Source organism: Endozoicomonas sp. (genome assembly GCF_965196975.1).
Lineage (GTDB): Bacteria > Pseudomonadota > Gammaproteobacteria > Pseudomonadales > Endozoicomonadaceae > Endozoicomonas.
Genome location: NZ_OZ239981.1, coordinates 1005176 through 1026921, shown reverse-complemented (window position 1 = coordinate 1026921; position 21746 = coordinate 1005176). Strand labels below are relative to the sequence as shown.

20 protein-coding genes are annotated in these 21746 nt (G+C 48.7%); 11 read left to right on the top strand and 9 right to left on the bottom strand.

Features of this window, described 5'->3' with window-relative positions:
* Position 1 precedes the first annotated feature (1 nt).
* Both ACOCLE_RS04605 and ACOCLE_RS04600 read right to left on the bottom strand, forming a co-directional pair.
* On the bottom strand, positions 2 to 997 hold the full coding sequence (locus tag ACOCLE_RS04605; RefSeq protein ID WP_419535709.1) for a hypothetical protein: 996 nt from the start codon (positions 995 to 997) through the stop codon (positions 2 to 4).
* Positions 966 to 2186 carry a hypothetical protein gene (locus ACOCLE_RS04600; protein ID WP_419535708.1) on the bottom strand — a complete coding sequence of 407 codons (1221 nt, stop codon included), beginning with the start codon at positions 2184 to 2186 and terminating at the stop codon, positions 966 to 968. Before ACOCLE_RS04600 ends, ACOCLE_RS04605 begins: the two co-directional genes overlap by 32 nt.
* A gap of 112 nt (positions 2187 to 2298) precedes the next feature.
* On the opposite strand from ACOCLE_RS04600, the gene ACOCLE_RS04595 reads away from it, so the two are divergent.
* From ACOCLE_RS04595 to ACOCLE_RS04580, 4 genes are read left to right on the top strand one after another with little or no spacing between them, the layout of a single operon-like run.
* Entirely contained in the window at positions 2299 to 2544 is a 246-nt protein-coding gene (locus ACOCLE_RS04595) for a hypothetical protein (RefSeq protein ID WP_419535707.1), read from the top strand.
* A gap of 8 nt (positions 2545 to 2552) precedes the next feature.
* Positions 2553 to 3014 (top strand): DUF2924 domain-containing protein, encoded by a 462-nt coding sequence (locus tag ACOCLE_RS04590; RefSeq protein ID WP_419535706.1) that lies wholly within the window; start codon positions 2553 to 2555, stop codon positions 3012 to 3014.
* Entirely contained in the window at positions 3001 to 4329 is a 1329-nt protein-coding gene (locus tag ACOCLE_RS04585; RefSeq protein ID WP_419535705.1) for a recombinase family protein, read from the top strand. Before ACOCLE_RS04590 ends, ACOCLE_RS04585 begins: the two co-directional genes overlap by 14 nt.
* Positions 4330 to 4345: 16 nt before the next feature.
* On the top strand, positions 4346 to 4783 hold the full coding sequence (locus ACOCLE_RS04580; RefSeq protein WP_419535704.1) for a hypothetical protein: 438 nt from the start codon (positions 4346 to 4348) through the stop codon (positions 4781 to 4783).
* Between the two features lie 105 nt (positions 4784 to 4888).
* Here the strand turns inward: ACOCLE_RS04580 and tnpC are convergent, their stop codons facing one another.
* The 4 genes from tnpC to ACOCLE_RS04560 form a co-directional block, all read right to left on the bottom strand.
* A complete protein-coding gene (gene tnpC, locus ACOCLE_RS04575; protein WP_419535703.1) occupies positions 4889 to 6394 on the bottom strand; it encodes an IS66 family transposase in 1506 nt (501 codons plus the stop codon).
* Between the two features lie 85 nt (positions 6395 to 6479).
* A complete protein-coding gene (locus tag ACOCLE_RS04570; RefSeq protein ID WP_419535702.1) occupies positions 6480 to 7376 on the bottom strand; it encodes a hypothetical protein in 897 nt (298 codons plus the stop codon).
* 468 nt (positions 7377 to 7844) lie between these two features.
* The gene (nadS, locus tag ACOCLE_RS04565) at positions 7845 to 8135 is read right to left on the bottom strand and encodes a NadS family protein (protein WP_419535701.1); all 291 of its coding nucleotides are present in this window, start codon (positions 8133 to 8135) and stop codon (positions 7845 to 7847) included.
* Positions 8128 to 8400, bottom strand: a complete 273-nt coding sequence (locus tag ACOCLE_RS04560; protein ID WP_419535700.1) for a type II toxin-antitoxin system RelE/ParE family toxin — start codon at positions 8398 to 8400, stop codon at positions 8128 to 8130. Before ACOCLE_RS04560 ends, nadS begins: the two co-directional genes overlap by 8 nt.
* 198 nt (positions 8401 to 8598) lie before the next feature.
* On the opposite strand from ACOCLE_RS04560, the gene ACOCLE_RS04555 reads away from it, so the two are divergent.
* Complete coding sequence (locus ACOCLE_RS04555) at positions 8599 to 9138, top strand: DUF6155 family protein (RefSeq protein ID WP_419535699.1); 540 nt, start codon at positions 8599 to 8601, stop codon at positions 9136 to 9138.
* On the opposite strand, the gene ACOCLE_RS04550 is transcribed toward ACOCLE_RS04555, so the two are convergent.
* Positions 9117 to 11354 carry an ATP-dependent RecD-like DNA helicase gene (locus tag ACOCLE_RS04550; protein WP_419535698.1) on the bottom strand — a complete coding sequence of 746 codons (2238 nt, stop codon included), beginning with the start codon at positions 11352 to 11354 and terminating at the stop codon, positions 9117 to 9119. The two genes, ACOCLE_RS04555 and ACOCLE_RS04550, sit on opposite strands and share 22 nt — an antisense overlap.
* 399 nt (positions 11355 to 11753) lie before the next feature.
* Between ACOCLE_RS04550 and ACOCLE_RS04545 the strand changes: the two genes are divergently transcribed.
* The 6 genes from ACOCLE_RS04545 to ACOCLE_RS04520 all read left to right on the top strand — a co-directional run bounded on the left by ACOCLE_RS04545 (position 11754) and on the right by ACOCLE_RS04520 (position 20100).
* A complete protein-coding gene (locus tag ACOCLE_RS04545) occupies positions 11754 to 13562 on the top strand; it encodes a type I restriction-modification system subunit M (RefSeq protein WP_419535697.1) in 1809 nt (602 codons plus the stop codon).
* Positions 13549 to 14100, top strand: a complete 552-nt coding sequence (locus tag ACOCLE_RS04540) for a hypothetical protein (RefSeq protein ID WP_419535696.1) — start codon at positions 13549 to 13551, stop codon at positions 14098 to 14100. The genes ACOCLE_RS04545 and ACOCLE_RS04540 overlap by 14 nt, the downstream gene beginning before the upstream one ends.
* The gene (locus tag ACOCLE_RS04535; RefSeq protein ID WP_419535695.1) at positions 14097 to 15449 is read left to right on the top strand and encodes a restriction endonuclease subunit S; all 1353 of its coding nucleotides are present in this window, start codon (positions 14097 to 14099) and stop codon (positions 15447 to 15449) included. The genes ACOCLE_RS04540 and ACOCLE_RS04535 overlap by 4 nt, the downstream gene beginning before the upstream one ends.
* 13 nt (positions 15450 to 15462) lie before the next feature.
* A complete protein-coding gene (locus ACOCLE_RS04530) occupies positions 15463 to 18495 on the top strand; it encodes a type I restriction endonuclease subunit R (RefSeq protein WP_419535694.1) in 3033 nt (1010 codons plus the stop codon).
* Positions 18496 to 18590: 95 nt separating this feature from the next.
* Positions 18591 to 18875 (top strand): type II toxin-antitoxin system HigB family toxin, encoded by a 285-nt coding sequence (locus ACOCLE_RS04525; RefSeq protein WP_419535693.1) that lies wholly within the window; start codon positions 18591 to 18593, stop codon positions 18873 to 18875.
* 10 nt (positions 18876 to 18885) lie between these two features.
* Positions 18886 to 20100 carry an ImmA/IrrE family metallo-endopeptidase gene (locus tag ACOCLE_RS04520; RefSeq protein WP_419535692.1) on the top strand — a complete coding sequence of 405 codons (1215 nt, stop codon included), beginning with the start codon at positions 18886 to 18888 and terminating at the stop codon, positions 20098 to 20100.
* A gap of 3 nt (positions 20101 to 20103) precedes the next feature.
* Here the strand turns inward: ACOCLE_RS04520 and ACOCLE_RS04515 are convergent, their stop codons facing one another.
* Both ACOCLE_RS04515 and ACOCLE_RS04510 read right to left on the bottom strand, forming a co-directional pair.
* Positions 20104 to 20337: a hypothetical protein gene (locus ACOCLE_RS04515; RefSeq protein WP_419535691.1), complete on the bottom strand. Its 234-nt coding sequence runs from the start codon at positions 20335 to 20337 to the stop codon at positions 20104 to 20106.
* A gap of 86 nt (positions 20338 to 20423) precedes the next feature.
* Positions 20424 to 21746 carry a hypothetical protein gene (locus tag ACOCLE_RS04510; RefSeq protein WP_419535690.1) on the bottom strand — a complete coding sequence of 441 codons (1323 nt, stop codon included), beginning with the start codon at positions 21744 to 21746 and terminating at the stop codon, positions 20424 to 20426.

Sequence of the window (21746 nt, the reverse complement as noted above, 5' to 3'; positions counted from 1 at the left end):
TTCAGGTCAGGTTAAACCCGTAATACCCACGCCGGATACTGGTCAGATAGTCCGTCCACTCATTGCCTTTAAACAACTCCGGCAGTCGTTTAACCGACCAGGTATCCGGCTTATGTGTATTGATTTTGACCGCCAGCAAAATATCACTGACCTTGACCTCCCAGACTCCGGCCTGTGAGCGCTGATACACATAATCAATTGCGGCCGCCTGGTTGTCACCCTGAATACACCAGGGTTCTTTGCCTGCAATGATCAGTGTCTGACGTTGTCGGTCATAGTGCACCGGACTGTCAGCCTGATGATGTCCCGGTTGCACAATCGCCTGATACAATCGGTCACGATTAATGACCGTTTTGGAGCCATGGGTAAACAATGCCCTGGCAATCGGCAAACTGTAGAACCCCGGGGGCAGGCGATAGTGGCTGGGAAACATCTGATGTGCCGTAAGAATCAGGCCACGATCCCGGTTCGACAGTTGTCTCAGCGTGCCATCCAATGTGGTCAGTTGGCTTTGAGCTCCACGACAAAACCAGACCGGATAGTAAAAGCCGTCGGCCAGACGGACATTTCCAATCCGCCAGAGATGCCCACCCGCCAGCGGTGCACTGAGCCCAACCCGCTCGCGATCCGGCACATCCAGAAGGTCTGCCAGGTTGGCAAGCAACCGTTGGCAGTCGGGAGACCAGATGGAAACATCACTGACATCAACGGCAATTTTCAATAACGTTTCCGGACAGGTATAAAAATACCGCTGCTTGACCGGATCGTAATCCAGATCTTCTTCCGTGAAATCATCCCCACAAGGAACAGAAAGGGATGTGGTTTCTCCCAACCGGCAAAACCAGCCGGATTGATGGAGCAGTGGCTTCAGCGAATCGGCAAGGGTCAACGATAAAACTCCCTGTACCTGCTGGCCAGCCTGGGTAATCCACTCTTCAGTACTCTCTTCAAAACACCGGAACAGATCAATCGTCGTTTGCGGCAGGAGATAATTCATTCTCAATCCTTCGCACCAGTCCATTAAGCTCCAGGAATCGTTGGCAGACCCGTTTATCTTTTTCCCGGCTGTAGCGAAAACTGCACCGCGATTCACCGGAAAGGTTAATAACGGCGGTTCGCTCATTTTCTGTTGGGTCATTGGGTCGCAGTTTTATGGTGATAGAGGCCCGGCTTAATCGACGCTCGGCAAAACGAAACCCGTCAGATTGGGTAAGGTCCCTGGCAGCAGAGTGAATGTCGCCCTGATCACTTACTGGCGACGACACCACCAGCGAACTCTTGTTTCCTCTCACGCCCAGCAGGGTAACCTTGGCCCCAAACACGCCCTCAAGTCCACCGATATTGAGTTGAAAAGTCCGGTCTCCCAGTTTCTGGTAATCGTAGGTAATCACATCCAGAGGCCTCGCTGTAAATGCGACATTGAGCAGGCATTCTGCCACAGCCTTTCCTGCGGGATGCCAGAGACGGGTATCTTCTGACATCACGAACAATGCACCATTGTCTGGCTCATACGTCATGAAGGCGCTGGTGGCCAGCAGGATATCGCAGGGAATCAGCTGATTCTGTTCAACCCGCCCAGCACTTTCCGGTGGCAAGTTGTAATGTAACCGAACTTCATAGTGATCCAGCCGCTCACACGCCTCATCCTCAAACCGGGAAATGACTTCTGCAGCGACCGCATCAATCGGACACATTAATACTTCAGCCATGGCAGCCCGGAAGGATATCACCTGCCCCTTATCGGCAATGCTCAGTCCTCTGGGCAACTCAAAACCAGCGCAACTCCGGCTGCTGCGACGCAGTACCCGCAACTGGCGTTTATCCAGCGCTTCGGCAAACAGGCGCTGGTCATAATCATAAAGCCACAAACTGCGATGGTATTGATTGGGCAGGGTACGAAAGGTTTCTTTCAGATCTTCAGGTAGGGACTCTGTCCTGATTGCTTCCAGGGCGTCCTGCCCACTGCTGTCGCACAATAACAGGATCTTTTCAAACACCGGATTCAGCTCAGGCAACCGGTCGTCGTAATAATGGATCAACGCATTCAACAGGCTTTTTCTCTGTTTTCGTACCCCCGTAGCCGAAGGCACACGGAGGTCAATCGAAAAGGCACTGGACATCATGGCCTGGAAAAAGTCGGGATTCACCCGGCGAAGCACTGCTTCAAGGCTTTCAATGTGTGGCATCAACCATCCCTCATAATGATGGGCCATCACTGCATAAGAGGTCCTGACTCCAATAGAACTGTAATTTTATACAGTAAGTACGCCAGAGCACGCAAGCCCCCGCAAATACGCCATGGCAAAAATCCATAAGGATTCGCAGAATAAAAGTAAGCCTTTGCAGGAAAGCAACACCATGGACGAACTGCTATCAACAATGGAGCAAGACCTCAGCCCACGGGATGAAATTGCAGCACTGATCGCTTCAGCCATCCTCCGCAAGCGTCAGAGAACACAAAATAAAGACCCTGACCGACTGGATAACTCCGCTACCTCATGCATGACTGTGAACACTCTTAACAAAAACAGAGAAAACGACTGAGGTAGCTTATGAATGATGATAAAACCCTTGCCGCCAGGGTGGTGGCAATTCAATCAATGAAGACGGAAGAGCTCCGTAAATTGTGGAAAGAGCTCTACGGCAAAGAGGCTCCTGAATTGGATTTGAGGATTCTGCGACAACGACTGTCCAATCGAATTCAGGAGCTGGCATTGGGTGGACTGAGTGAGAAGAGCTCTGACCGGCTGAAGCTGGCCAGCAAGAAAAGTGAGCACAAACCCAAGTCGGCAAATAGCCGCTTAGTGAAGCCTCCATTGGGGACCGTTATCACCAAGGAGTACAACGGGGAAACCCACGAAGTCATCGTGACCCCGCAGGGTTTTGAGTACCGGGGAGAGATCTACAAGAGCCTCACCCGTATCGCTAATATGATCACCGGCACCAGCTGGTCGGGACCGATGTTCTTTGGGTTGAAATCCAAGTCAAAAGGAGGTGTACATGGCCAAGCGTAAGGAAACGTTGGTGAAGAAGCGATGTGCAATCTATACCCGAAAATCGACCGAGGAAGGACTGGAGCAGGAGTTTAATTCGCTCCATGCCCAACGGGATGCATCCGAAGCGTACATTCACTCCCAGAAGCATGAAGGCTGGGTACTGATACCTGATGACTACGATGACGGTGGGTTCTCTGGTGGGAATGTGGAGCGACCTGCCCTGCAGCGATTATTGAGGGACGTTCAGTCTGGCCTGATTGATATTGTGGTGGTTTACAAGGTGGATCGCCTCAGCCGCTCATTAGCTGACTTTGCTCAACTGGTCGATCTGTTCGACAAGCATAATGTGTCGTTTGTTTCAGTTACCCAGCAATTCAATACCACCAGCAGTATGGGAAGACTCACTCTTAATATCCTGCTCTCTTTTGCCCAGTTCGAACGGGAGGTCACCAGCGAGAGAATAAGAGACAAATTTCTGCTCTCCAAAAAGAAAGGCATGTGGATGGGCGGTAACCCTCCACTGGGCTATGACGTCATTGAGCGCAAACTCACCGTAAACCCGGTGGAAGCAGGCCTGGTTAACCTGATTTTCAAAACCTTTGTGAAAACCCGCTCCATTATCCAGACCTGTGAAGTCATCAACAAGAAAGGCTATCGAACCAAGGCGATCCCGTTACACGACGGGACGGTGAGAGGCGACAGCTTGTTTGCCAAAAATACGGTTCACCGCATTCTGCGCAACCGGATCTATATCGGGGAGATTGGCAACAAGGGCGAATGGTACCCCGGTGAGCATGAACCGATTATCCCAATGGACTTATGGGCAAAGGCTCATGGTACTTTCGATGTCCACGCCCAGCTGCGCTCCAAGTCTTCCAGGCACCGGAACAATCCTTCATTTCTCAAGGGCATGTTGGTAGGACCGGATGGTTTAGCCATGACCACCAGCAGTACCCGCAAAAACGGCCAGCTGTTCCGTTATTACGTGACCGGCACCAGTCAGAAACAGGGAGCCAAAAATAGCCCACTGCCGCCGCTGTCGGCCCGCACGTTGGAACTTATGGTGCTGGAGGAGATACGGAAACGGCTGGCCAGCCCTGAATTGCTGTTCAAAGTGTGGCAGCAGGCCAGTGAACAGGATGGCAATCTCGATGAACACACCATCCGGGCCGCTCTGGGTGATCTGGCTTCAGTATGGGACGAGCTGTTCGCTCCGGAAAAACGACGACTTACGGAGTTGTTAATCAAACGCATCGAACTGGCCGCAGAGCAAGTCACCGTTTACTTCCGGCCTGACGGCATGAATGCCGTTGCCATTGAACTACAACCATAATTGCAAGGAGAGCCCCATGGCCATTGTCAAAAAAGTTGGCGAAGAGACCGTTGAATTTCTGGAAGAAGAAAACCTGATCAAAGTAACCATTCCCATCAAGATTATACGACGGGGTGGCAAGAGTACTATCAAGACACCGGATGGCATGGTTAGCCATGACGAAATGGAAGCCCTACAGAAAGCGCTTATTCAAGGACACCGCTGGATCAAATTGCTGGAAGACGGGAAGTTCAAAAGCGTCCGGGAACTAGCAGACAAGGAGAAAACTGACAAAGCCAAAATCTCCAAGTTTATTCGCCTGACTTGCCTGGCTCCCGATATTCAGGAAGCGATTCTCTGCCATACCGGAACATGGGTACTGACGCTTAAGGACTGCTTGAAACCATTCCCGATGCTATGGACTGAGCAACGTGACCACTTTGCAAAATTAGCAATCATCGCTCCGCCCTCATAGCTTGGGAGCTTTTTGTTATTTTTTTAAACCAAAAGAACTGAACGTAATCATTCAGACTCCATATTTTGCAACACATTCAACCGACAATCTAAACACCATTCGTAACTATTCAGCACCCAGCAAAGGCGTATTGTTGTAATTTCGAACCGCTTTAAGAAGCGCCTGAAATATGTTCAACCCCTGCTTTTTAGCAGATGATAAATAGCTTCGGATTCGGGTAAACATGGTACCTCCGTCTTCGCTTCTGAAGCAGCCTGAGATCTTCTGCTTAAGTTTGGCCATCCTGGCATCACGTTCACTGCCATTGTTATCGAAGGGAATTGAAAAGTCCGACATGAAGCGCAACGTTTCAACCTTAAACTCAATAAGCCTTTTGAACAGGTTGTAGGCCTTGGTATTCCTGACCTTCTTACGTCCAAGCACCTGTCGTTGTTTTTCCATATAAGCGGTTTCCTTCGTGAGAGCCCTTTGAAGGATTTGGTCGTATATCGTCTCAATGCGAAGCTGTATTGCACCAGGCATTTGAGTCAGACCGGCTGCTTTGTATTTCTTGCAGAAGTGCCAGGAGAGCGTAAGCAATTTCATCAGCCGCAGAGCCAGCTTATTCGCATCCCTATCGACAACTCCCTGAAGCTCTCTCAGATGATGGGCATTACAAAGCACATGCACTGCCGCATAGGCAAAGTAGGACTTCCAATGATCGTGAACCAGAATGCCTGCAAAAGTCAGCAGGATGCCCATTGCATCCATTGCTTCACAACCTCGCCTTTCTGAGAGGTAGTAAAGCGTCCATTGGTCATCTCGCATAATGTGTAACCACCACAGTGAACCGTCAACCCGCATGCCAGTTTCATCCGCTCCTGCAACCGGACTTTCTTGTAAAGCATCGCGGATACTCTGCTCAGTAGAGGCCAGGTTCTCATGGGTATAGGCAACAAAATTGGCAACAGAGCCTGCGCTGACACTCATGCAATAAATAGTATTGAAATACTCAGACACCCGGTGATATGGGATGAAGTGATACTGGTTTAAATGAACAGCCATTGCCTGAGTCACTTCTCCGTATTGAGCAGCGGCTTTCACTCCTTGGGGAAACTCAGCGGTGTTCCGTTTACCACAAGGACATACTTTAACGTCTGCCCAGTACGCGGTAACTTCAAATTCTCCGGGTCTACCTGGATCAAAAACCTGTCGCTCAATGTATTTGGTGGGTTTAATATCGATAAGCGAAGACTGGCAACAGCAACATTTTTCAACCTTCAGATGCCTGACATAATCGGGTAAGGCGACACGTCTCAAACAAGAGCTTTGATGACCTTTCTGGCCACCTGGTTTATTGCCTGAAGATGGTCTAAGGCTTTTGGGGTTCGGTGTTTCCTGTGAGGAGCAGGGGGCTTCTTTGGAAGATGTATCACCTTTATCACTCCCTTTTTTACTGGGCTTTTGATAACCATCTGACGATGGTGGCTTACTACTGTTTTGACTGTTTTTATTAACCCTTTCTTCCAGTTCGCTGCAACGTTCCCGTAAAAGCGCATTCTCGGTCCGAAGCTCTTCATTCTCTTTAAGGAGAGCTTCGGTAAACGGAGTAGCTGGGAAGTCTGGTTCCATACTGGAGATTTGTTAGAAAAATTGAGTATAAGATGATGGTCGAAAAATCAGAAAATTCCAGATTTATATGAAGGGTGCTGAATAGTTACCACCATTCAAAGTTTTTCTGATGTGGTTTTTGATGAATCTTAATTACTGTAATTTCATCATATTGAATCTTGTCATCAACTGAATTAGGCTTTAGAACAATTACTGGGTAATCCGCTGCTCTTGTTGAGCTATATACAATACCATCAATACTACTGCTCTCCATTAGAACCCTTCCGATAGAGGAAGTAACATCGTACAGTTTTTTGCTTTCAGGCTCTGCAATGATGGATGCCATAAAATCATCAACATTCTGACTGGCTTTGCGTAAATTGTCACACAGCTTCGAATCCAAGTAGTTATAATGCATTTTAAGGTAGTCAAAAACATTATCTTGCATCCATCCCGGCTTTTTTCCTTCACGAACCCAACTCCCATATCCAATGATACGAAGGTTCAAGTCCACGCCATCAACTTGGCTAGAACGAAGTACTGATATTTCATCTTCATCCTTAGCTCGAATCTCTTGAAGTGTTGTCTGAAGTGCATCATCAGTACCAGATGGTGAGTTGATAACGGTCGCATAAAAAAGCCCATCGCCAGCTTTGTTAAACCTCCCTATCCCTGGCTGGCATGGATCAGAAGTACTGAAATACGAGAGTCGCTCCACAACCAACTCATCTCTTGGGACGTTACATTGAGCTCTTAAAAATTCTCTCTTCTCATAAGGAAAATCAAAAGTTATATACACATCACCAATGAGATGACTTACTCTCTGATCAATTTCGTGAGCTGATAACTTGCCGCCCTGACCACAAGAAATATATTGTTTCAGATCTTGAATATAAGTGTTGCTTACTAAGCACTCAGCAGCACAATCTCTATGGCACCCATGACTGGAACAACCCTTAGAGCGCCTACTAACCAGGCTAACGAATCTTTGATCCAGTTTCATTTTAACTCCTTGTACTACCACACAGCTTTAAAAAATAAAGCAATTCCATCGCTGTTCTTGAATACATCTCTATCCACTCATCCACCGCATTTGGAGCATGAGTGAAGCTACATAGAAGATTACGCGCTCAGTCCCGAGCGCCTACCAGACTTTCAACCTAAAACCTCCAACAAGCCCTAGAGGCTAACACATTGATCCTAAAAACAAAAAACGCTGGAGGTCTCGAAGGGCAAAGTCCTCCAATTTTTCAGAGAGAAGAGAGAAAATGACAAAAAACGGTGGGAAAAAGCTTGTTTGTGGGGAGAGCGAATCCTCCAGCGAAATGCGTTCAACCCTTTGTTATAAGGGTTTATAAACGACAAAACCCTCACGACAGATATCGTAAGGGTTAAGGTGTATGGCGGTGGGAAGGGAACCTGTGGCGGAATTTTTGATAACCAACGTTAATAGCACCATTGTACCCTGAAACTATCCATGCAATGCCTTCAAAGTTCCTTTCGGATCTACCGCAAAAATTCTCAGCAGTGCTTTGGCTGGACCTGTGGGCTGCCTACGCCCTTGCTCCCAGTTTTCCAAAGTCCTTTTGCTGACACCTATCAGCAAGGCAAACTTCCCCTGACTCAACCCTACCTTCTCACGAATGGCTTTAACTTCCACATCAGGAAATTCAGTTACTCTCGCGGCTGTTTTTTTACCTTCTCGAATATCATCCATCTCGTGGACGCTGGCCAACAGCTCATCAAACATTGATTTATCCATCAGACCACCTCTCTACCATTTTCTTTAGCAGCTTTTTCTGCTCCGCAGTCAGCTCCTCTTGCTCATTTTTAGGGTATGCGTAAAGCATATAAATCTGGTCATCGGCTGACACCCAGTAATAAATGATGCGTACACCACCACTTTTGCCCCTTCCTTCCAGCTTCCATCTCAGTTTTCTCAGTCCACCAGTGGATTGAATGATGGCACCAGTATCGGGGCGATTAACCAGTGACTCCTGCAGGAGCTTATACTCATCATCACTCATTAATTCTTTGATTTTCCGACTAAAGATCGTAGTTTCAATAATGACCATACGCTTAATTATACGCCAATGGCGTATTTTGTCAAAATATCAGATTAACAACCAATCCTAACAGATCAGAAGTAGTTGAAATTGACCATCCATAAGGCTACAAATCGTCACCATAACATTGGCCCTGCCTCTTAATGAGCGATTATACAAATGTCCAAGAAACCAACACTGACTGAACTGAAGAAACAGTTAAGAAAAAAGACCCAGAATGAATTGGTCGAAGAAATAGCTCATCTCTATAAAAAATTTGCCAACGTAAAAGAGTTCTACCAGGCCTCATTCTTTAATGACGATTCTGCAGTGCTGGACAAATACAAAAAGATAGTCAGAGATGAATACATTCCTTCCGGGCGGAAACAGTTCCCTAAAATGAGAGCATCCGTTGCCAGAAAAGCGATCTCCGATTACAAGAAAATATCCTGCTCTAATGCTGGCCTTGCCGACATCATGCTTACCTTTGTCGAATCTGGCGTCTGGTGTACCCGAGAGTATGGCGACATTGATGAACCCTTTTATTGCAGTATGGAAAGTATGTATGAAAGCACCATCAAGTACATTGTCAAAGAAGATCTCTTTCATGAGTTCAATGATAGGTTGCGAAAAATCTTAAGAGATACCCATGATATGGGCTGGGGCTTTCATGACACCCTGTCAGAAACTTACGACAGCTATGCCATTAGAGCTGATTGACGAGCCATCAGTGCTTTCTGGTCTCCCCCCAACCTCGCCTGCAGGTTAGTCAACCGGCGGTTCGACTTTCGATTTCGAGCCGCCATACCCACCGCCTTGGGTTGCCCCACCAGCACCACCATCTTTTTGCCCCGGGTCACACCGGTGTAGAGCAGGTTACGTTCCAGCAGGGTGAAGTGCTGCATGGCCATGGGGATCACCACACAGGGGTATTCGGAGCCCTGGCTTTTATGAATAGTGGTGGCATAAGCCAACGACACTTCGTCCAGTTCATTGACCGGGTAAAGTACCTCCCGACCGTCGAACTCAATCATCAACTCGCCCTCTTCAATATCAATCGCTTTTACCCGGCCAATATCGCCGTTGAACACCTCCTTATCGTAGTTATTGACCGTCTGAATCACCTTATCCCCCGGCGCATAGGTCCAGCCATACCGGGTAACCCGGGGGTGGGCATCCGGATTCAGGGCTTCCTGCAAGGCCACATTCAGACTGCGGGCACCCAGTCCGCCCCGGTTCATTGGGGCCAGCACCTGGATGTCGTTGACCGGATCAAAGCCAAACGTCTCAGGCAGCCGCCGTGTAACCACCGACATCAACTTGGCAAACAACTCTTCAGGCTCTTCGCCGGTCAGGTAGAAGAAGTCCGTCTCCTCCCCTTTCTTCGTCACCCTGGGCGCCTGACCTCGGTTGATGGCATGAGAGCCGGTAATGATCTGTGAGGTGGCCGCCTGCCGGAAGATTTCCGTCAATCGCGCCACCGGCACCTTGCTGGACTCAATCAAATCTCTCAGTACTGATCCCGGCCCTACTGAAGGCAACTGATCCACATCGCCCACCAGCAATACCGCAGCCGAGTCGGGCACGGCGCGCAACAACTGATTCATCAGCACCACATCCACCATGGAGCACTCATCCACCACCAGCAGATCCGTTTCCAGGGGATTCTCGGCATTGCGTTTGAAGTCGAAGGCAGACGGATCAAAATCCAGCAGCCGGTGAATGGTGGTGGCTTCCTGCCCTGTCGATTCAGACAATCGCTTGGCGGCACGCCCCGTTGGCGCACAAAGCGTCACCTCAACCCGCTTGGCCTGGATGATCTTCAGGATGCTATTCACCACCGTCGTCTTACCCACGCCTGGCCCCCCGGTAATGATGCAGAACTTATTCTGCACCGCCAGTTCAATCGCCCCTTTCTGGGAGTCGGACAGTTGAATGTTGTTTTTCTCCTCCACCCAGGGAATGGCTTTGTCCATGGCAATACCAGACCAGCCGGAACATCCCTGAAGCAAGCGATTCACATGGTTGGCAACCCCCTGCTCGGCACGGTAGAGCGGTGTCAGAAACAGGCAGGGTACTTCATCAATGGTCTCCGGTGTCAGCCGATCCTCATTGATCTCGCACTGAACTGCTTCCTTAATGGTGTCTTCCGGTATTTCCAGCAGCGTGACCGCATCGTTCACCAACGCCTCAAACGGTCGGGCACAATGCCCTTCTCCGGAACACTCCTGCAACACATGGCGCACCCCGGCCTGGGCCCGTATTAACGACACCCGGTCGATCCCCAGCTGCATGGCCAGGTTGTCCGCCGTTTTAAAGCCGATGCCGTGAATATCCAGCGCCAGCCGGTACGGGTTCTCCTGCACTTTCGCCACGGACTCATCGCCATAGGTTTTATAAATACGCACCGCCCGGGCTGTGCCAACACCGTGGGATTGCAGAAACACCATAATCTCCCGGATCACCTTCTGCTCTGACCAGGCCGAGGTGATCTTCTCACGTCGCTTCTTACCGATGCCCTCCAGCTCCATCAGCCGTTCCGGGTTCTCCTCAATAATATCGAACACCTGTTCACCAAAGGCTTTGACCAACCGTTTGGCAAAATGGGGGCCGATGCCCTTCACCATGCCAGACCCCAGGTATTTCTCGATCCCTTCCAGGGTATTGGGTGTCACGGTTTTGATCTGCTTAACCTTGAACTGCACCCCGTGCTTATGGTCGTTAAACCAGATGCCGGTGGCATCCACAAACTCGCCGGGTGTCACCGAGGGTGTGTTACCGGTCATGGTCACCAGCTCACGCTGCCCCTTGCACTTGACCCGAATCACAAAGAACCCGCTGGCTTCACTGTGGAAGGTGACCCGCTCTACCGATCCCTGAAGGTGAACCAGTGGCTGATGGTCGGTGTAGTGCTGGTGATGGGAAGCAGTTTCCATTAATAAATTGTCGTTTTATCGGTCGGCATGAGTATAAGCAGTGATCAGGATATTACCAAAGCAGAGCTAGTCACAGTAACAAAGATCCGATTTTCAACCGGCATAGTCTTTAGATGATTTACTCTTATCTGTTGTAAAAGCCGCCTTTTCAATCAACTTACGACTCTTAGCCATTGGTGTTGACTCTTATGGGGGGAGTAAGTGGGGTGAGAACTTTCTATCGTTGGTAGTACGATCAACCATCACATCAAGCAATGTGAATGAGGAGAGGAATAACCAGTCACTTAATGCTAATACACCATTTATTAAGGGTTTATCTCTGGCCACAGAACCTCTGAAAACGGTACACTCCAATCATTTTTTAGATTCGATCAAGCAAGCCCAAACCTCAGGTTTCCCATGGATCACTCTGTTCACAACAAAATCGTAAACTTTATCTGGTCTATTGCTGATGACTGCCTTCGGGATGTCTATGTTCGGGGCAAATACCGGGATGTGATCCTGCCGATGTTCGTTCTTCGTCGTCTGGATTGCCTGTTGGAAGCAACCAAAGCGCAGGTCAAAGAAGAGGTGGAATTCCAGAAAGAAGAATTTGGTATTCCCGATAAAGACCCTGACGCCCTGCAAGAGGCCTCCGGTTATGTGTTTTACAACACAGCTGACCTTTCATTGAAAGACCTCACCGGTAACCCCTCCCAGATGGTTAACAACTTCCGCCATTATCTGGACAGCTTTTCCGACAACGTCAAAGAGATCATCCGGCATTTTGATCTCTACAACCAGATCAACAAGCTGGCAGCCGCCGACAAGCTCCACGACGTTATTGAAAAATTTGTGTCGCCCGACATTAACCTCAGCTCACGCGAAGCCAAAGACCCTGAGGGCCGAACACTCCCAGCGCTGACCAACCTGGGCATGGGTTATGTATTTGAAGAGCTGATTCGCAAGTTTAACGAAGACAACAACGAGGAGGCAGGGGAGCATTTCACCCCACGGGAAGTGATCAAACTGATGACTCACATCCTGTTTCTGGAAGTGAAAGATCAATTACCTCCAATTGTACGCATTTATGATCCGGCCTGCGGTTCCGGAGGCATGCTTACCGAAGCACAGAATTTTATTACTGACCCGGCTGGGGATATCCGCTCAAAGTCAGGTGTTCATCTGTATGGCAAGGAGATCAACGGCGAAACCTACGCCATTTGCAAATCGGATATGATGATCAAGGGCAATGAGCCCAAAAATATACGCTTTGGTTCTTCCATTGCCAGTAATGAATTTGAAGGTGCACACTTTGACTTCATGCTCTCCAACCCACCCTATGGGAAAAGCTGGAAGACCGAGCAAAAGTACGTAGTGGAAGGCAAGGAAGTGATGCAGCCTCGTTTTGAGGTCAACCTGCCGGATCATAAGGGCACTTACCGCTACCAACCTGCCATCCCCCGCTCATCCGATGGCCAGCTCCTGTTCCTGATGGAAATGGTGGATAAAATGGAGTCTGCCACCAACAACAGCATGGGCTCACGCATTGCGTCGGTTCACAATGGCTCTTCCCTGTTTACCGGCGATGCGGGCAGTGGTGAAAGTAACATCCGTCGTTTTATCGTCGAAAACGATTACCTGGAAGCCATTATCCAGCTGCCCAATAATCTGTTTTATAACACCGGCATTACCACCTACATCTGGATTCTGAACAACAACAAACCGGCTCATCGTCAGGGCAAGGTGCAGCTGATTAATGCCCAGACCATGTACCGGAAGCTGCGCAAAAACTTTGGTGAGAAAAACTGCGAACTGACCGACGAGCATGTCAACGAACTCACCCGTCTTTATCACGAACTGGCGGATGAAACCAAAAGCAACGGCACCGCCAAAGTCTTTAACAATGAGGATTTCGGGTATGCAAAAATCACCGTAGAGCGGCCATTGCGAAAATCCGCGCAATGCTCTGACGAACGGATCGCTGAGTTACGGTTTGTGCCCGCGCTGCGGGATGAAATGGTCTGGATATACCAGCAACTGGGTGACGACGTCTATACCGCCAGCGCCCTTAAAAAACAACGTCAGACCATTGAGCAGCACTTTGAAGAACAAGGGTTGAATCTGACCCGGAAAAATCGCGACACCCTGCTGTCGGTACCCATTTGGGAAAAACAGAGACAACTGATGTCAGTGGCAAAAAAAAATTCAGTCAGTGATGGGCGATGAAATCTACAACGATTTTAATCAGTTCAAGACCGATGTCGACAAGGCACTGAAGCAACTGGCGATCAAACTGGCGGCCAGCACGAAAACCCAGATACTCAATGCCATCAGCTGGCGGGATGAGAACGCCTGCCCCGTGGTCAAGAAAGTACATACGTTGGAACAGGTGGCCACCCTATTATCTGATACGCTGAACCACCTGGAGGATGATAATGGCCATCTTGAGGATTATGGTTTCTGGCGTCTGAAAGGGTCCCAATTTACGGAATACGAACCGGACTCTGAGCTTCGGGATACCGAAAATGTACCGCTGAGTGAAGATATCCATCAGTACTTTATTGATGAAGTTCGCCCCCATGTGGCCGACGCCTGGATCGCGCTGGACAAAACCCAGCTCGGTTGTGAAATCAGCTTTAACAAATACTTCTATCAGCACAAGCCGCTGCGGTCTCTGGAAGCAGTTACTGAAGATATTCTTCGGTTGGAAAAGGAAACCGAAGGGCTGTTGAAAAAGTTGGTGAGCTTTGGGGAGCAGCCATGAGCGATACAACAGCCTTGAGCACACAGGAAACCGAGATGGAATCTGTGCAGTTTCCTAAATACGATCGGTATAAGGATTCAGGAGCTGAGTGGTTGGGTGAAGTGCCTGAACATTGGGCTGTGACTCGCAACCTTGGGCTTTTTAATGAGCGTAAGGAAGTAAATCAACCTAGGATGGAGCTCCTTGCGGTCACCATCAAGCAAGGGGTTATCAAGCAATCTGAGATCACCCGCAAAAAAGACTCTTCAAATGACGATAAGTCCAAGTACAAAGTAGTCCGTAAAGGCGACTTGGCTTACAACAAAATGCGGATGTGGCAGGGGGCTATTGGTGAGTCCAAATATGACGGAATTGTCAGCCCTGCCTACATCATTCTAAACACAAAGAACAAGCTTTACTCTCGTTACTTTCATTACCTATACCGTACCGAGCTGTTCATCAAAGAAGCAAACCGTAACTCCTACGGGCTATGTGATGATATGAACAGCCTCCGTTATGAAGACTTCAAAACAATTTACTCGCCTACACCTCCAGAACAAGATGTGGTTCGCATCGTTGCTTTCCTTGATGAGAAAACCGCCGAGATTGATGCAGCTATTGCCAAGAAGCAGGCACTGATACAACTGCTGAACGAACAGAAAGCCATTCTGATCAACCGGGCCGTCACCAAAGGGCTGAACTCCAATGTCAAAATGAAAGACAGTGGTATGGCATGGATTGGGAAGATTCCTGAGCATTGGAAGGTGGTAAGGCTAAAACATTTCAGCAATGTGCAAACAGGTATAACCCTCGGGAAAACATACTCAGGAAAAGGGATAAAAGAATACCCTTACTTACGTGTTGCCAATGTACAAGATGGCTATTTCAAACTGGATGAGTTGACAACAATTCGGTTACCAGCTCATGAGGCAAAAAAATACCTCATTCAATCTGGTGATATTATGGTCACTGAAGGCGGAGATATTGACAAGCTGGGTCGTGGAACAGTCTGGAGGGCTGAACGAGAGGAATGTCTGCATCAAAACCACGTTTTTTGCGTTAGAGTCGATAAAACACGTGCATCAGAAAGCTTTATTGCTTTGGTCTCTGGCTGTGATTATGGCAGGCGGTACTTCACCAATACCGCAAACAAGACGACAAACCTTGCTTCAACGAATCGTACCAAACTTGGTAACTTACCTGTTGCTCTTCCTCCCAAGCAAGAGCAATTAAAGATCACTTCATATGCAGCTGAAATCAGTAAAGAGTATTCAGTGATATTGGAAACTATAAATCGAGAGCTTGAGTCTCTCATAGAATTCAAGCAAACCCTCATCACCTACGCCACCACCGGAAAAATCAAAGTTTAGGGAAAGACGCCGTATGGTCAGTAATATCAGTGAAGCCGCCCTGGAACAAGCCATTGAACAGGCACTCACGGGGGATTGCCGTGAGACGCGTGGAGCGCCCTCCCAACCCCCGATGTCCTATGGCAACGTGAAGCATCGTGGCAAAGGCTATATTGCAGGCGATCCGGCCGATTTCGACAGACGCTTTGCCCTGGATTCCCGGCTATTCTGGCAGTTTCTGGAAACCAGCCAGCCCACTGAACTGGCCAAGCTGAAACACCTGCCCAACTGGCAACAGTTGGTGCTGGAACGACTCAGCCATAAAATCCGCAAGGATGGTGTGGTCACGGTACTGAAAAAAGGGCTCGCCATTAATGATGCGCACCTGACGCTGCTCTACAAAGGTGTATACCACCAGTTGAATCCGCACCAGTCCGGACAGTTTGATCAGAACCTCTTTTCCATCACCCGACAGGTGTATTATGAGGATTCGGGCAAAACCGTGGACATGGTGCTGTTTGTCAATGGTCTTGCCCTGTGTACCTTCGAGCTGAAAAAGCCCCAGACCCGCCAGACGGTTCACAATGCCATGAAGCAGTACCGGGAAACCCGTGACCCGAAGAGTACGCTGTTTCGTTTTGGCCAGTGCCTGGTGCATTTTGCTGTCGACACCGACGATGTCATGATGACCACTCATGTAAATGGTGCTGGCACATTCTTCCTTCCTTTCAATAAAGGCGCATATCACGGCCAGGGCAATCCCATCAACCCGGACGGTTATAAAACCGCCTACCTCTGGAATGAGGTGCTGGAGCCCCACTCGCTGGTGCAGATTATTGAGCATCTCGCCAAGGTCGTTGACGAAAAAGATAAGAAAGGAAAGATCAAAAAAACGCTGTTCTTTCCCCGGTACCACCAGCTGGAAGTGGTTCGCAATCTGCTGAACAACGCCCGGGACGAAGGCCCGGGCCACTCGTACCTGATTCAGCACTCTGCAGGTTCTGGTAAATCCAACTCCATTACCTGGCTGGCCTTCCAGTTGATTGAACTGTACGACAGCGCTGGTAAAGCCAATGTATTTGATTCGGTCATTGTGGTCACGGATCGGCGTATTCTCGACCGACAGCTCCGCAATAATATCAGCCAGTTTTGCGAAGTGAAGAACATCGTCGCCGCCGCTGAAAAATCTGCGGACCTGAAATCCTATCTGGAACAGGGAAAACGGCTGATTATCACCACGGTGCAGAAGTTCCCTTATATTGTCGATGGCATTGGCAACCTGGAGAATAAACGCTTTGCGGTGATTATTGATGAGGCACACTCCTCTCAGTCCGGGGATAGCGCGGACAAACTGAACATGTCGCTCGGCATGGAGGATGACAAAACTGAAGACGCCCTTCAGGATAAAATCCTCAAAGCCATGAAAGGCCGCAAGATGAGTAAAAATGCGTCCTTCTTTGCCTTTACGGCGACTCCCAAACAAGCCACTCTGGAGAAATTTGGCCGGGAAGCTGACGACGGAAAATATTACCCCTTTCATCTTTACTCCATGAAACAGGCAATTGAAGAAGGCTTTATTCTCGACGTTCTGCAAAACTACACCACTTACAAAAGCTTCTACGAAGTGCAGAAGTCAGTGGAAGAAAACCCTCACTTCAGCAACAAAAAAGCCCAGGCCAAACTGAAAGCGTTTGTGGAAGGACATAAGGAAACCATCGAGAAAAAAGCATCGGTGATGGTTAACCACTTTATTGAGAACGTAGTGAAAGCCCGCAAGCTCAAGGGTAAGGCGAAAGGCATGGTGGTGTGTTCCAGCATTGAACGGGCCTATGAGTATTTTGTGGTGATTCAACGGCTGCTGAAAGAACACAATATGCCGTTTGGTGCGCTGGTGGCTTTTTCCAACAAGGATGGTTTTGAGCACACCGAAGAGTCAGTTAATGGCTTTGCGGGTAAGGACATCCCCGATCGTTTCAAAACCGATGATTATCGACTGCTGATAGTCGCCAACAAATACACCACCGGTTTTGACGAGCCATTGCTGCACACCATGTACGTGGATAAAAAGCTCCAGGGCGTTCAGGCCGTACAAACCCTCTCCCGCCTGAACCGGTGTAATCAAAAGATGGAGAAAACCGACACGTTTGTACTGGATTTCTACAACACCACCACTGAGATCAAAGCAGCCTTTGATGATTTCTACACCAGCACGATTCTGGAAGAAGGCACTGATATAAACGCACTCCACGACTGGAAAGACGAACTGGATAAAGTCGGGATTTATGAGCACTCTGAGGTTGAGGCGTTTAATGAACTTTACTGGAATGACGCTCCTGATGAACAGCTACACCCCATAGCCGACACGGCAGCCGAACGGTTCAGAGTCCTTGGCAATGATCTGGGAGACGACGACGAAGCCGAAAAGCAGAAGATTGATTTCAAAATCAAAGCAAAACAGTTTGTGAAAGTGTATGCCCAGTTAGCCTGCATTATGCCCTTCAATAATGTGCAATGGGAGATGTTGCACTGGTATCTGCGTTTTTTGATCCCAAAGCTCAAAGTCAATGCCCCAGAACAACAGGACCTCAGAAAGCTTCTGGAAAGCGTGGACATGAGTACCTACGGTATGGCCCGAGTCAAGCTTAACGAACGCATTGAACTGGATGCCAATGAAACTCTTCTGGCACCACAAAATCCGAACCAGCGGGGTTATCATGGTGAAGATGACAGGGATCCACTGGACAAGATTGTTGAAAGCTTTAACGAGCGGCATTTTTCCGGTTGGGACGGTACTCCCGAGGAGTTGAAAGTCAAACTCCAGAAAGTGGCCGAACACATGGAAAACAACCCGGACTTTCTGGCTCAGGTAGTCAACAACCCAAACCAGCAGACCCGCCGCCTGGCCGAAGAGCAAATGATTGGGGCCGCCATGCGAGCCCAAAGAAAGACGGATCTGGATTTTTACAAGCTGTTTATCAAGGATGAGGATTTCCGCCTGACTCTGACTGGCCATATTAGCCAGTATATGGCCATGAAAGGATTGACGGGGCCATCGGCTGATGCATAAGTCATTCTAAAAAATAGTTTGGCTCTTTTTTCGATCATCCATTCCCATTTAGGGATAAATATATATAATTCCCAATCTGGGAACTTTGGGCTAGTATGAAAGTCATAGGTAAAGACAAACTGGATAAGTTCTCGAAAAAACATGCCGATGCAAAACCAGCCTTGGATGCTTGGTGTCATGAGGTCTATGACAAAGACTGGAAGACAACCCATGATATAAAGGAGCACTATAACAGTGCCGATTTTATTCCGAATAATCGGGTTATTTTCAACATCAAGGGCAATCACTATCGGCTGGTCGTGAAAGTGCACTATCGAAATGGAATTGCTGCTGTTGAATGGGTCGGTACCCATGCGGAGTACAGCAAAATGAAATTTTAGGAGGGGGAATATGATGTCTGTAATCAAGGTCATCAAGACTGAACAGGATCATGCTGAGGCAATGGCGCGCCTTATGGCCCTCATGGATCAGGATCCTGCTGAAGGTTCAGATGAGGACAACGAGCTCGAAGTGCTTTCTGTTCTTATCGAACAGTATGAGAATATCCACTTCCCCATCGATAAGCCTCACCCTGTCGAAGCTATTAAGTTCAGGATGGAACAGCAGGGACTGACCCGTAAGGATATGGTCACTTATTTTGGCTCCCAGTCGAGGGTTTCAGAAGTACTGAATGGCAAACGCGCCTTGAGCTTGGGGATGATTCGTAAGCTGCATCATGGGCTTGGTATTCCCGCTGATGTTCTTATTCAAGATACTGAGCTTGCGAGAGACATCGTAACCAGTGAAGATGCTTCGATTGACTGGCATGCTTTCCCCCTCAAAAATATGCTGGAGAATGGCTACTTTAGCAACAGTACTGAGCCTCTCAGAGAGCTCAAGCTTTATGCTGAAGATCGAGTAAGGGACTTTTTAGACACTCTGAAAGGCAGCTTTCAGCTCAGCCCAGCAATGATGCGCACTTCTGCTCATTTGAATAATAATGACAAACAGGTAAACCCACTCGCCCTGTGGGCATGGCAGGTTAAAGTCCTCAAAGAAGTAGAAGGACAAAATCTAACCGTTAATTATCAAAGGGGCACTGTTGATACCGAGTTTATGACGCGTCTAGCAAAAGAATCTTGGTCTAATAAGGGTCCTTTAATTGCCAAGGAGTTTCTTGCCAACCATGGCATCCATTTAATTATAGAGCCACATCTAGAGAAGACCTATCTGGATGGTGCAGTCTGTATGAGTCCTAATGGCAATCCAGTTATCGCCTTAACATTACGTCATGACCGGCTGGATAATTTCTGGTTTACACTCATGCATGAGCTGGCGCATATTGCTCTTCATTTTGACGGCAGTTGTGAATGGTTTTTGGATGATCTTGATATTGTGTCAAATGATCATAAAGAAGACGAAGCCAATGCGATGGCTCGTGATTGCTTAATCCCTGGAACTGCTTGGAATCTCGATATCACAGCCTCAATGCCTGAAATGCTGGCCCTGGCAAAATCTCTCAGCATCGCCCCTGCTATTGTCTTCGGACGTTTTGCCAAAGAGCATAACCAATGGAAGAAGGTGCGAAAGCAATTGACTAAGGTTTCTCCTCTGTTCCTTTCATAATACCTAAACGTCTACCTCATACTGCGCCAGACTCGGCGCAGTACCTTTTATCTCTCCATCCTGAATAAATGCTTTTTGTCCGGTAGCTACTGACTCGCCGTTGACGGTAATAACCGAACCATCCCTTAGCTCTGCCTGGCTGGTGCCATTGCCGTTGTTGGCTTTGATAATTGCGACTATTCGGGAGCCTTCAGGTAAGAGTGCCTTGAACTGTTGCCAGATATTGGTCGTTGCCATAATTCCCTCCATAGACTATGTTTAACCTGTCGTTTTAATGACAAACCAATGCGCTTAAGTCCCAGTATTACCATACTGGGCACTTTTTAATAATGCCGCTCGAGCTCTACTGACTGAACAACATTCCCCACGCCACTTGCACTGATGCTGGTCGCCAGACAAAGGGCTTGCCAGCTCCCACTCTCTCCTAAAAGCGTATCCTGAACTTCCACCAGCATACCCGGCTCAATTAAGCCAGGTACCGTGTTGGTGTCGGTCAATGGCAGTTCAATGGTGGTAATGCTCTGGTTGCCGCCCTTGGCCAGCTCATTTCGGCCTCGCTCAGTATTGACCTGTGTTTCTGTCAACCAGTCTTCCAGAATATCCGGTGCTGGGTTATCACCGGCACTGCCTGTGCGCTTAACATTTACCGCTACTCCAGCATTGGTGCCAGAGACATAAACGGCATTGTAAGCCTGCTCCGGTCGCCAGTTAGCGCTTAAACTAATGACCATACTTGCCGGAACGATCTTATCCATTGTGGCAGTATTCCAGTGCCAAGGGCTGGCAGGATAACGGGGCTGTATGCTCACCTGGTCGTTATCACGGCTTGGAATGATCACCGATCCAGCTGTAGTTGCGATCTTGGCCACTACCTGCATAGCGGTCTGGTTCTGATAGCTGAACGAACCTCCGGGCATGATCCAATCGGGTGTGCTGTAGTCGCTCAGGTCAGGGTAGGTTGCCGTAAAGCCAGTGTTAGCCAGTTCTTCGGTAATGGCCTGTTTGGCGTTGAGGTTGGCGCTGTTGCTCTTGCTTCGTTGTGGCGCATAGGGGGCTGCGAGCAGTTGGGTTCGGCTGCTGCCATAGAGGGTATAACGCTCATCCCCGAACCGTCTGTTTGTGCTGTAACGCTCAATAATGAAGATCCACTTCCAGCCGTTGATATCCACCTCGATCTGCTTCGGACCGTTCTCGTCCGGTTCTACCAGTGCGATATTGGAAGCGCCCCAAAGCTCTCCGGTAAAGCTCCATGAGAAGCTATCAATATCCAGACTGATTTCCATTGAGGGAAGTTCGAGCGGTGTCCGGGCAGGCAATACGACAGTGGTGATAATGTTCATTAGCAGATAACTCTCCCTGATCTCTGGCTGCTCTGGCTCCGGCTTAACAATAATGTTTGGGGCGGTCTCACCGCCATAGTTGCCGGTAACGCTCTCATCCTTGGCTTTCTGTCCGATACCCCACGGCAAAATGACCGGCTGATCTTCCCGGCGGTTGCTCTGGAAGTTTGAGAGAAGCTTGCTGTCTCTCGGCTGTATTACCTTTCGCTCTAATCGCCAATCTATTTTGAAATAGACTTCCGGGGTGATATCAGGCGAATAAGGCCGACCTTTAAAAAGAAAGCTGACTGCATTTCCACCTGGCAT

Bases quoted from the DNA above. Each gene is read 5' to 3' on its own strand.
- ACOCLE_RS04605 (WP_419535709.1), bottom strand. From the start codon at position 997: ATGAATTATCTCCTGCCGCAAACGACGATTGATCTGTTCCGGTGTTTT.
- ACOCLE_RS04600 (WP_419535708.1), bottom strand. From the start codon at position 2,186: ATGCCACACATTGAAAGCCTTGAAGCAGTGCTTCGCCGGGTGAATCCC.
- ACOCLE_RS04595 (WP_419535707.1), top strand. From the start codon at position 2,299: ATGGCAAAAATCCATAAGGATTCGCAGAATAAAAGTAAGCCTTTGCAG.
- ACOCLE_RS04590 (WP_419535706.1), top strand. From the start codon at position 2,553: ATGAATGATGATAAAACCCTTGCCGCCAGGGTGGTGGCAATTCAATCA.
- ACOCLE_RS04585 (WP_419535705.1), top strand. From the start codon at position 3,001: ATGGCCAAGCGTAAGGAAACGTTGGTGAAGAAGCGATGTGCAATCTAT.
- ACOCLE_RS04580 (WP_419535704.1), top strand. From the start codon at position 4,346: ATGGCCATTGTCAAAAAAGTTGGCGAAGAGACCGTTGAATTTCTGGAA.
- tnpC (WP_419535703.1), bottom strand. From the start codon at position 6,394: ATGGAACCAGACTTCCCAGCTACTCCGTTTACCGAAGCTCTCCTTAAA.
- ACOCLE_RS04570 (WP_419535702.1), bottom strand. From the start codon at position 7,376: ATGAAACTGGATCAAAGATTCGTTAGCCTGGTTAGTAGGCGCTCTAAG.
- nadS (WP_419535701.1), bottom strand. From the start codon at position 8,135: ATGGATAAATCAATGTTTGATGAGCTGTTGGCCAGCGTCCACGAGATG.
- ACOCLE_RS04560 (WP_419535700.1), bottom strand. From the start codon at position 8,400: ATGAGTGATGATGAGTATAAGCTCCTGCAGGAGTCACTGGTTAATCGC.
- ACOCLE_RS04555 (WP_419535699.1), top strand. From the start codon at position 8,599: ATGTCCAAGAAACCAACACTGACTGAACTGAAGAAACAGTTAAGAAAA.
- ACOCLE_RS04550 (WP_419535698.1), bottom strand. From the start codon at position 11,354: ATGGAAACTGCTTCCCATCACCAGCACTACACCGACCATCAGCCACTG.
- ACOCLE_RS04545 (WP_419535697.1), top strand. From the start codon at position 11,754: ATGGATCACTCTGTTCACAACAAAATCGTAAACTTTATCTGGTCTATT.
- ACOCLE_RS04535 (WP_419535695.1), top strand. From the start codon at position 14,097: ATGAGCGATACAACAGCCTTGAGCACACAGGAAACCGAGATGGAATCT.
- ACOCLE_RS04530 (WP_419535694.1), top strand. From the start codon at position 15,463: ATGGTCAGTAATATCAGTGAAGCCGCCCTGGAACAAGCCATTGAACAG.
- ACOCLE_RS04525 (WP_419535693.1), top strand. From the start codon at position 18,591: ATGAAAGTCATAGGTAAAGACAAACTGGATAAGTTCTCGAAAAAACAT.
- ACOCLE_RS04520 (WP_419535692.1), top strand. From the start codon at position 18,886: ATGATGTCTGTAATCAAGGTCATCAAGACTGAACAGGATCATGCTGAG.
- ACOCLE_RS04515 (WP_419535691.1), bottom strand. From the start codon at position 20,337: ATGGCAACGACCAATATCTGGCAACAGTTCAAGGCACTCTTACCTGAA.
- ACOCLE_RS04510 (WP_419535690.1), bottom strand. From the start codon at position 21,746: ATGCCAGGTGGAAATGCAGTCAGCTTTCTTTTTAAAGGTCGGCCTTAT.